Raw genomic sequence first — 9,382 nt, forward strand, 5'->3', positions numbered from 1 at the left:
ATGGGGCACAGGCCCAGGACCTGCGAGAATTTCCCCATGGCGATCGCACCGGAGCCCGGATCGGGGGAGTGGGCGAGGCACTGGCAGTACGCGGAACTGCCCGACCTCGACCTGCTGCGTGCCCGGTACGTGCGCCACACCTTCCCGCGCCACAGCCACGAGGGCTACGTCTTCGGCACCATCACCCACGGCGTGGAGGACGTCGGGCTGCCGGACGGCACCGTCCACGCCGGCCCCGGCACCGTGGTCATGATCAACCCGGAGGTCCCGCACACCGCCCGCGCGGGCGTTCCCGAGGGCTGGGTGTACGCCACGCTCTACCCGTCGGCGCAGGTGGTCAACGACATCGCCGCCGACACGACGAGTCTGCGCGGCACGGTCGGCTTCACCGAGACCAGCGTCGTGGACCCGTACGCGGCCCGGCTGATCCGCGCGGTCCACCGGGCCGCCGAGGAGGGCAACGCGCTGGCCGCCGACACCGTGCTGCGGGTCATGGTCACACGGCTGCTCGGCCGGCACGGCAGCGTGCTGCCGATCCGCACCCCCCGCTCGGCGGGCGCGCGCGACGCCGCCCGGGCCCGTGCGGTGCTGGAGGGCCGGATGGCGAAGCCGCCCGGGCTCGACGCACTGGCCGCGGAGCTGGGGACCAGCCCCTTCGCACTGCTGAGGGCCTTCAAGAAGGAATACGGGATGCCGCCGCACGCCTGGCTCACCGACGCCCGGGTGCGCGCCGCGCGCCGGATGCTCGACGCGGGCACGGCACCCGCGGAGGCGGCCGTCCGGGTCGGTTTCACCGACCAGCCGCATCTCAACCGTCATTTCACCCGGATCGTGGGAGTGCCACCCGGCGCATACCGGCGCGAACGCGCAAGAACGTACAAGACCGGTCCCGAACGGCCCACGTAGCGTTCCGGTCGTGGCAGAACAGACAACTCTTCCCGAGGGCGTCGGCGATCCGACGAGCACGCCCGACGGTGGCACGACCGGCCCCGGCAAGCGGCCGGAGACGCCCGGTACGAAGCCGGACGCGGCCGTCGTGCGCGACGCGCTCGGCGTCGGCATAGCCGTCGGCCTCTCCGGCTTCGCCTTCGGCGTGACCTCGGCCGGCTCGGGGCTGAGCCTCCTGCAGACCTGCGTGCTCAGCCTCGCCGTCTTCACCGGCGCCTCGCAGTTCGCCCTCGTCGGCGCCCTCGCCGCGGGTGGCAACCCGTACACCGCCGCCGCCGGGGCCTTCTTCCTCGGCGTGCGCAACTCGTTCTACGGACTGCGGCTGTCGCAGCTGCTGGCGCTTCCGCGACCGCTCCGCCCCTTCGCCGCCCAGTGGGTCATCGACGAGACGACCGCGGTGACCCTGCCGCAGCCGACCCGGCGGGCGGCCCGGATCGGCTTCGCCGTCACCGGACTCACCCTCTACGTGCTGTGGAACCTGACCACGCTGCTGGGCGCACTCGGGGCGGAGGCACTCGGCGACACCGAGACCTGGGGGCTGGACGCGGCATCGCCCGCGGTCTTCCTCGCCCTGCTGGCACCGATGCTGAGGACCACCACCGAACGCGTCACCGCCGCCCTCGCGGTCCTGCTCGTGCTCGGCCTGCTGCCGGTGCTGCCCGCGGGCGTCCCCGTCCTGCTGTCCGCGCTCGCCGCACCCGCCGTCCTCTTCCTGAACGGGCGCCGCGACGGTACGGCGCGCGCGGCGGAGGGGCGCCGGGAGCCGGACCGGTCCGCGGCCGGCACGGAGGAGAACCGATGAACGTCTGGATCGCCATCGCGCTGACCGCGGCCAGCTGCTACCTCGCCAAACTGCTGGGGCTGCTGGTGCCCGCGGGAGTGCTGGAACGCCCGCTCACCCGGCGCCTCGCGGCGCTGCTGCCCGTGGCGCTCCTGGCGGCACTCACCGCGCAGCAGACGTTCGGCGACGGCCGGCACCTGACCCTGGACGCCAGGGGCGTGGGTCTCGCCGCGGCGGCGCTCGCCCTGGCCCTGCGCGCGCCCTTCCTCGTGGTCGTGGGATCCGCCGTGGCCGTCACGGCAGGGGTGCGCGCCCTCGGCTGGGCCTGATCCGGGCCCCGCGGCCGGGGCCGGCCGGGCGGAGGACCACCATCACCCGGCGATCATCCGGCAGCGATCGAGCGGGAGGCCCCGATCGCCCGGCAGCGACCGGGCGCGCCGGCGGGTGCCCGCCCCGGCCACCGGCCTCAGCCGAGGCCGCGACCATGGGCGCGCAGCGTCAGAAGCGCCTTGAGGGTCACGATGGGCCGCCCCTCCAGGGCGGTGCCCGGAGCCCACTGCCGCCAGTTGACCGGCCAGCCGCCGTCCGCCTGCTGCTCGGCCGCGAGATGGTCCAGCGAGCGGGACAGCTCCTCGTCGGTGAACCAGCGGCGGGCGAGCGACCCGGGCGTACGGGCGTAGTCGTACGGGAAGTGCTGCTCACCCGGTGCGTACCCGGCCGCCACGGGGTACTCGTCGCGCCGCTCAGGGTCGAGCACGGCGAGCCGCTGGTCGCGCACCAGCCGCCCCAGCCGGTCGGCGGCCGCCTCCGCCCTGGCCCGGTCCGGGGCGCCGTCCAGAAAGGCGAGCGCCGCCTCGATCTCGTACGGATGCGACCGGTCCAGGGCCTCGACCGCTGCCCAGCAGAAGTCGGTCGCCCGGAAGAGCCAGGCGTGCCACACCGCGTTGCGGTGCAGGAGCCCGACGACGGGACCGGTCGTCAGCAGCTCCGGGGGCGGGTCGTCGATGACCGGGATGAACGGCGCGACGGGATAGCCGCGTTGTGTCGGCAGGAGGGCGGGCAGCGCGCCCTCCCTGGTCGACACCTCGGTGAGGAAGCGGCAGATCCGCTCCACCCGGGGACCGCCGCAGCGGTCGATGGAGTCGAGCACGCTGAGCGCGTGCGCGGTGTGCAGCGGCTGACTCACGGGGCCGCGCAGGTCGGGTTCGAGCGCGTGCCCGTAGCCGCCGTCCTCGTTCAGGTAGGCGGCGAGCGCGGTCTCCACGGCGTCCGCACTTCCTTTCAGGAAGTGATGGGCGAACCGCCGTTGTTCCAGGACGCGGGCCGTGAGCCAGATGAACTGCTCGGCGCGCTTGAGGGGACTTGTTCCGGTTCCAGCCATGGACCGACCGTAGGGCGGTAAGCGCTCTCGGCAAGACGTAGCGGCCGGGCTGCACTCTCAGGAGCGCGATACTGAGGTCATGCGGTTGACGATTTTCTGGGAACGGATGGCGGACCACTTCGGCGCGGCGTACGCCGACTCCTTCGCGCGCGATCATGTGATGGCCGAGCTCGGCGGGCAGACGGTGCACCAGGCGCTGGCCTCGGGCTGGGAGACGAAGGACGTCTGGCGCGGTGTCTGCGCGGCGGTCGGCATCCCCGAGGACAAGCGTTGACCCCCGGCCCGCGGTACGCCGGCCGGTTCCCGATCCGCCGTTGGCGGGCAGCGCCTTCCGGCCATGATCGACAAGAGGTCTTTCCCGGCCCGTCGGCCGCCGGACCAGCCCTGTTGTCCGGGGCGGACAACGTCTCGTCACCGTCGTAGGCGAGACTGGAGCCGTGGCACCGACAGACGAGACAGCACAGAACCAGCCGCTTTCCACCCCGCCCGTCCCTCCACGGACACCGCCCTCCGACAGCACCGGATCGGCCCGCATGCCCTCGTGGCTGCCGCGTGCCATGGTGCTCGCCCTGGCGCTCTACGCCTGTTTCCGGCTCGGCAGTTGGGCGTTCGACCAGCTCATCGGGCTGCTGATCAATGTGCTGATCGCGTTCTTCCTGGCGCTCGCCATCGAACCGGCGGTGAGCAGGATGTCGGCGCGCGGCATACGCCGGGGCTTCGCCACCTTCCTGGTCTTCCTCGCCGTGCTGATCGCCGGAGTGGGCTTCGTCGTCCTGCTCGGCTCCATGCTCGCGGGCCAGATCGCCGACATGGTCGAGGAGTTCCCGAAGTACCTGGACTCGGTGATCAACTGGGTCAACCAGACCTTCCGCACCGACCTCTCCCGGGTCGAGATCCAGGACAGCGTGCTCCATTCCGACTGGCTGCAGAAGTACGTGCAGAACAGCGCGACCGGAGTGCTCGACATCTCCACCACCGTCCTCGGCGGGCTGTTCCGGCTCCTGACGATCTTCCTGTTCTCGTTCTACTTCGCGGCCGACGGGCCCAGGCTGCGGCGCGCCCTGTGCTCCGTGCTGCCGCCCGCCAGGCAGGCCGAGGTCCTGCGGGCCTGGGAGATCGCGGTGGACAAGACCGGCGGCTACCTCTACTCGCGCGGTCTGATGGCACTCATCTCCGGGGTCGCGCACTACGTCCTGCTGGTGATCCTCGGGGTTCCGTACGCGCCCGCGCTCGCCGTCTGGGTGGGTCTGGTCTCCCAATTCATCCCCACGATCGGCACGTACCTGGCGGGCGCGCTGCCGATGCTGATCGCGTTCACCGTCGACCCGTGGTACGCGGTGTGGGTGCTCGGCTTCGTCGTGATCTACCAGCAGTTCGAGAACTACGCGCTCCAGCCCAAGCTCACCTCCAAGACGGTCGACATCCACCCGGCGGTCGCCTTCGGGTCGGTCATCGCGGGCACGGCGCTGATGGGCGCCGTGGGCGCGCTGATCGCGATCCCGGCCGTCGCCACGCTCCAGGCGTTCCTCGGCGCGTACGTGAAGCGGTACGACGTGACGGACGACCCACGGGTGCACGGGCAGAGCCGACGGCGCGGCGAGCCGCTGCTCTCCCGGCTGCGCCGGGCCTGGCGTGTGCCCGAGGAGGACGGGAACGGCCGGAGCGCCGACGCCGGGGACCGGGAGGACCCGGAGCGGCCCTGACCGCCCCGGGGCGCGGACGTGGGCGTTCCGTCCGGGTCAGTGGCTCCAGTGGTCGCGATCCGGCAGTTCGACCCACAGATCGGGAGGTCCGACCACGGCACGGGGACCGGTCGGACGCAGCCCCGCGAAGGCGCAGCAGTAGGCCACGGCGCTGTGCCGGTAGAGATAGGCGCTCAGGACTTCCCCGGAGGTGCCGTCCTCGTACGGGCCGCCACCCGGGTGCAGGTCCCAGCCCTCGATGACGCCGCAGCGGGCGATGCTGCCCTGGTTGCCGCTCTTGGGATTGGCGTACAGGCCGTAACAGACGGTTCCGGCGGACAGCCGGGTCAGCACGCCCGGCATCTGCGGCGCGTATCCCCACGGCTGTGTCACGACGCAGCCGCCCGGTACGGACGTCACACCGATGATCCGCAGGCTCTCGTCCATGTCGTACTCGTACGGGTCGTCGAGTATCCCGCCGGCGACCTCGTCCCGCACCGGCGCCGCTTCCAGGCGGCGGACAGCTTCGGCCGCGTCGATCCCGGCCACGCAGGCGAGCCCGAAGCCGTCGTGATGGAACTCGCCCAGTGCCGCGAGGAGCCGACGGGCCTCCCGCGCCGTCGCGCGCTCCGTGTCGGTCAGCCGCACCCCGGCCGGTACCGGGAACAGGTCCGGCGCCGGCCCCGCGAGGCCCAGCCGACCCGGTGACCAGCCGCCGAGCGACGGCCGCCAGGGATCGGCCCCGGCGGCGGCGAGGACCCGCGCGTTTTCCGGCTTCCCGGCCACGACGGCCTCCCACAGGGCCGTCACCCCGTTCTCCGGCGCGTCCACGTCCGCGACCCGTCCGGCCAACTCGGCGACGACCTCCGGCGAGCCGAACACCGCCGCACGATGCAGCGGCCGACCCCCGCTCCACGCCTCCGGACCGGCGCCTTCGTCGAGACACCGGCGAACGTGGTCGTGGTCCGTCCAGTCCCGGCCCATGCCGGTCCAGCCGTTGTTCCCTGCCGTCACCGGTCCTCCTCCGACGTCGATCCGTACGGCTTCTCCGCTCCCACAAGGCTCACACACAGGTCTGACATCCGGCCGTTCGATCCTCCGTGGCGCGAGGGCGAGGGGCGGGCGCGGGGTGCCTTCGGTCCTTGCCGTGCCACCGGTGCGCGGAGCGCTGTCGGTGCCCACGGTGCTCGTGACGTCGCCGGCGTGCGCGGTGCCGTGGGAGTCCGTGGCGCTGGCGGTGCTCGTGGTGCCTTCGGTGCTCGTGGCGTCCTCGGTGTTCGTGGCGCCGTCGGACAGGTGGCGGGTGGCGGGCGAGGAGCCGTGTGCCTCGGCGCGGATGCGCTGCTTCATCGTGGGCGGCAGGGCCGTGTCACGCGGAAGGGCCCATCGCACCGACGGGGTGGTCGCGGTTGCCGCGGTCGGACCCGTGTGCTCCTGGTTCGTGGTGGTCGGCTCCGCCGCACCGTTCTCCGTGGCCGTCGCCGTGGCGCCCATGAGGCCCAGTGCGGCGAGAAGCGCGAAGAAGGCGGTGATGAAGGCGGTCCAGATGCTCTTGGCCTTGAAGGTGCTCATGGCCCCTCACTTTCGGGTGGTCCGGTTTGCTTGCCTTTCTGATGATGTGTATGTGGCCTGCGATTTCCCGGACCCACGCCACCGGTGCGCGGATCTTCAGATGAACACCACTCGTATGGTTCAACCGGCCCGGACCGCCTGTGGATCGGTCACACCCGCGCCGTCCACCGGATCATGGACCGGCTCCGCGCCGACCATCCCGGGCTGCGCATCGAGGCGTGCGCGGGCGGTGGCGGCCCGAGGGTGGGCGGGTGTGGCGTGGTGCGCTTGACACTAAAATCGAACATCCATTCTCATGGGATTCCGGCCGGGGTTTCCCGGGCCCGACCGTGGAGTTGTCCACAGGCCGGGAGGACGTCGAGGCCCATTGTCAGTGGCAGGGGTTAGCGTCTTTGACGTGAAGCGATCGACTCAAGCAAATCGGGTGGAACCCATGGCAGGAACCGACCGCGAGAAGGCGCTGGACGCCGCACTCGCACAGATTGAACGGCAATTCGGCAAGGGCGCGGTGATGCGCCTCGGCGAGCGGCCGAACGAGCCCGTGGAAGTGATCCCCACCGGGTCGACCGCCCTCGACGTGGCCCTCGGGGTCGGCGGCCTGCCGCGCGGTCGCGTGGTGGAGGTGTACGGACCGGAGTCCTCCGGCAAGACGACGCTGACGCTGCACGCGGTGGCGAACGCGCAGAAGCTCGGCGGCTCGGTCGCCTTCATCGACGCGGAGCACGCACTCGACCCCGAGTACGCGAAGAAGCTCGGCGTCGACATCGACAACCTCATCCTGTCCCAGCCGGACAACGGCGAGCAGGCCCTCGAGATCGTGGACATGCTGGTCCGCTCCGGCGCGCTCGACCTGATCGTCATCGACTCCGTCGCGGCGCTCGTGCCGAAGGCCGAGATCGAGGGCGAGATGGGCGACTCGCACGTGGGTCTGCAGGCCCGTCTGATGAGCCAGGCGCTCCGCAAGATCACCAGCGCGCTCAACCAGTCCAAGACCACCGCGATCTTCATCAACCAGCTCCGCGAGAAGATCGGCGTGATGTTCGGCTCGCCGGAGACCACGACGGGTGGCCGGGCGCTCAAGTTCTACGCCTCGGTGCGCCTCGACATCCGCCGGATCGAGACGCTGAAGGACGGCACCGACGCGGTCGGCAACCGCACCCGCGTCAAGGTCGTCAAGAACAAGGTCGCGCCGCCCTTCAAGCAGGCCGAGTTCGACATCCTCTACGGCCAGGGCATCAGCCGCGAGGGCGGCCTGATCGACATGGGTGTGGAGCACGGCTTCGTCCGCAAGGCGGGAGCCTGGTACACCTACGAGGGCGACCAGCTCGGCCAGGGCAAGGAGAACGCCCGCAACTTCCTCAAGGACAACCCCGATCTCGCCAACGAGATCGAGAAGAAGATCCTCACGAAGCTGGGTGTCGGGGTCAAGCCGGAGGACGGCGCGGCCGGCGCGGATGCGGCGGGCGGCGCAGCGGCTCCGGCCGAGAGCGCGAAGGCGGTGCCGGCTCCGGCGAGCAAGGCCAAGTCGGCCAAGACCGCGGCGGCCAAGAGCTAGACCGTGACGCGTCGTACGGAGTGGCCGGTCGGCGTCACCGACCACGGCGTCGACCCCGGCCACGAATTCGCCGCGGGGTACACGACCGGGTCCGGGGACACGTACGGGCCGGAGACCGATTACGGTCACGGCACCGATTCGGGCCCCGGATCCGGCGAGGGGGCGGGTCGCCGTACCCGCTCCCGCACCAGGAGCAGCGGCTCCCCCTCCTCGTCGAGGGCCGAGAAGGGGGAGTCGCGAGACCCGGTCGAGCAGGCGCGCAACATCTGCCTGCGACTGCTCACCGGGACCCCGCGCACGCGGAAGCAGCTCGCCGACGCCCTGCGCAAACGGGAGATCCCGGATGAGGCGGCCGAGGAAGTGCTCTCGCGCTTCGAGGACGTCGGGCTGATCGACGATGCCGCGTTCGCGGACGCCTGGGTGGAGTCCCGGCACCACGGACGAGGGCTGGCCCGGCGTGCTCTCGTCCGGGAGCTGCGGACCAAGGGGGTTTCCTCCGACGTGATCGACGAGGCCATCGGGCAGCTCGACTCCGAGCAGGAGGAGGCCACCGCCCGGGAGCTGGTCGCGCGCAAGCTGCGCTCGACCCGTGGCCTCGACCGGGACAAGAGACTGCGCCGCCTCGCGGGCATGCTCGCCCGCAAGGGCTACGGGGAGGGCATGGCGCTGCGCGTGGTGCGGCAGGCACTGGAGGAAGAGGGGGAGGACACCGAAGGGCTGGACGAGCCGTTCTGACCGGACCGGACAGACACCGTGCGGTGGCGTGCGAGGGAACCTGCGAGACGTCGGGGGGCGACTCGTGGTGGTGGCAGGCCGATGCGCGGGGAGGCGTCACTGTCCGGCGCGGGCGGCTCGGACGATGGTGGCGTCGATCAGGGCGAGTGCGTCAGCGGCGGTGCGGCCGGGACAGCGGTTCCAGGGGCCGATCAGCCCGGTCCAGCCCTGGGAACGGAGTTCGGTGACGAGCCAGGCACCGGCGCGGTCCACGGTGTCGAGGGAGCCGTGACCCAGACGGTGCGCGGTGAGGAGGGCGCCGCAGATGCACCGTGCGCCACGGGCGTTGCGGAGCCGGTAGGGGGTGTTCTGCCAGCCCCACTCGGTCAGGATCCGCCTCGCGTGGGCGAGATGGACGGAGGGTCGCACATCGGCCCGGCCGATGCGTCGCCAGGCGTGCAGCCGGTCGGGGAGGATCGCGCCCAGTCGGCCGGGCAGGGGGCGTTCGTGGGGCGGGGGCGTCGGCAGGGAACGCACGGAGTCGGCGATGAGCTGGTCGACCGGTACGGACAGCAGATCACGCCAGTCGGCCGGTTCGTGGGCCGCCGGTTGTTCCGCGAGGTCGGCCCCGGAAGGCCGCACGGGGTCGGTGGCGGTGAGGTCCCAGCCGGCGACGATCCGCCGCCATGCCTCGGTGTCGTGGAGGCGGGCGACCTGGGCGTCGAACTGGTCCGGGGTGAGGGCGGGGG

General features: G+C 71.9%; 10 protein-coding genes and 1 pseudogene. 7 read left to right on the forward strand and 4 right to left on the reverse strand.

All coding sequences use genetic code 11. The annotated features are described in order from the left end of the window. The first annotated feature begins 36 nt into the window (after window positions 1-36). From EAO76_RS33385 to EAO76_RS33395, 3 genes are read left to right on the forward strand one after another with little or no spacing between them, the layout of a single operon-like run. On the forward strand, window positions 37-906 hold the full coding sequence (locus EAO76_RS33385; RefSeq protein WP_148840451.1) for an AraC family transcriptional regulator: 870 nt from the start codon (window positions 37-39) through the stop codon (window positions 904-906). Window positions 907-916: 10 nt separating this feature from the next. Next, entirely contained in the window at window positions 917-1,750 is an 834-nt protein-coding gene (locus EAO76_RS33390) for an AzlC family ABC transporter permease (RefSeq protein WP_262375915.1), read from the forward strand. Next, a complete protein-coding gene (locus EAO76_RS33395; RefSeq protein WP_148839749.1) occupies window positions 1,747-2,058 on the forward strand; it encodes an AzlD domain-containing protein in 312 nt (103 codons plus the stop codon). The genes EAO76_RS33390 and EAO76_RS33395 overlap by 4 nt, the downstream gene beginning before the upstream one ends. Before the next feature lie 137 nt (window positions 2,059-2,195). Here EAO76_RS33395 and EAO76_RS33400 read toward each other — a convergent pair whose 3' ends face one another. Next, window positions 2,196-3,110, reverse strand: a complete 915-nt coding sequence (locus tag EAO76_RS33400) for a hypothetical protein (protein WP_148839750.1) — start codon at window positions 3,108-3,110, stop codon at window positions 2,196-2,198. A 79-nt stretch (window positions 3,111-3,189) separates the two neighbouring features. Here EAO76_RS33400 and EAO76_RS33405 point away from each other — a divergent pair, with 79 nt between their 5' ends. After that, window positions 3,190-3,384 (forward strand): DUF3046 domain-containing protein, encoded by a 195-nt coding sequence (locus EAO76_RS33405; protein ID WP_148839752.1) that lies wholly within the window; start codon window positions 3,190-3,192, stop codon window positions 3,382-3,384. A 259-nt stretch (window positions 3,385-3,643) separates the two neighbouring features. Beyond that, window positions 3,644-4,813 carry an AI-2E family transporter gene (locus EAO76_RS33410; RefSeq protein WP_148839753.1) on the forward strand — a complete coding sequence of 390 codons (1,170 nt, stop codon included), beginning with the start codon at window positions 3,644-3,646 and terminating at the stop codon, window positions 4,811-4,813. A gap of 36 nt (window positions 4,814-4,849) precedes the next feature. Here EAO76_RS33410 and EAO76_RS47795 read toward each other — a convergent pair whose 3' ends face one another. Both EAO76_RS47795 and EAO76_RS33420 read right to left on the reverse strand, forming a co-directional pair. Beyond that, window positions 4,850-5,776 carry an ankyrin repeat domain-containing protein gene (locus tag EAO76_RS47795; protein ID WP_187438914.1) on the reverse strand — a complete coding sequence of 309 codons (927 nt, stop codon included), beginning with the start codon at window positions 5,774-5,776 and terminating at the stop codon, window positions 4,850-4,852. A gap of 234 nt (window positions 5,777-6,010) precedes the next feature. Continuing rightward, window positions 6,011-6,364: pseudogene (locus tag EAO76_RS33420) on the reverse strand (DUF6344 domain-containing protein); the annotation flags it as partial. Window positions 6,365-6,797: 433 nt separating this feature from the next. On the opposite strand from EAO76_RS33420, the gene recA reads away from it, so the two are divergent. Together recA and recX are read left to right on the forward strand one after the other, a co-directional pair. Further along, window positions 6,798-7,919: a recombinase RecA gene (recA, locus tag EAO76_RS33430; RefSeq protein WP_148839758.1), complete on the forward strand. Its 1,122-nt coding sequence runs from the start codon at window positions 6,798-6,800 to the stop codon at window positions 7,917-7,919. Between the two features lie 3 nt (window positions 7,920-7,922). Next, window positions 7,923-8,654, forward strand: coding sequence for a recombination regulator RecX (gene recX, locus EAO76_RS33435; protein WP_148839760.1), 732 nt, complete (start codon window positions 7,923-7,925; stop codon window positions 8,652-8,654). Window positions 8,655-8,750: 96 nt separating this feature from the next. Here the strand turns inward: recX and EAO76_RS33440 are convergent. Further along, window positions 8,751-9,382 (reverse strand): hypothetical protein (locus EAO76_RS33440; RefSeq protein WP_148840453.1); only part of this gene is annotated, 632 nt, incomplete at its 5' end.

Origin of the sequence: Streptomyces sp. sk2.1 (assembly GCF_008120935.1) — a bacterium.
Taxonomy (GTDB): Bacteria; Actinomycetota; Actinomycetes; order Streptomycetales; family Streptomycetaceae; genus Streptomyces.

Coding starts and splice junctions, on each gene's coding strand:
- EAO76_RS33385 (WP_148840451.1), top strand. CDS start 37: ATGGCGATCGCACCGGAGCCCGGATCGGGGGAGTGGGCGAGGCACTGG.
- EAO76_RS33395 (WP_148839749.1), top strand. CDS start 1,747: ATGAACGTCTGGATCGCCATCGCGCTGACCGCGGCCAGCTGCTACCTC.
- EAO76_RS33400 (WP_148839750.1), bottom strand. CDS start 3,110: ATGGCTGGAACCGGAACAAGTCCCCTCAAGCGCGCCGAGCAGTTCATC.
- EAO76_RS33405 (WP_148839752.1), top strand. CDS start 3,190: ATGCGGTTGACGATTTTCTGGGAACGGATGGCGGACCACTTCGGCGCG.
- EAO76_RS33410 (WP_148839753.1), top strand. CDS start 3,644: ATGCCCTCGTGGCTGCCGCGTGCCATGGTGCTCGCCCTGGCGCTCTAC.
- EAO76_RS47795 (WP_187438914.1), bottom strand. CDS start 5,776: ATGGGCCGGGACTGGACGGACCACGACCACGTTCGCCGGTGTCTCGAC.
- recA (WP_148839758.1), top strand. CDS start 6,798: ATGGCAGGAACCGACCGCGAGAAGGCGCTGGACGCCGCACTCGCACAG.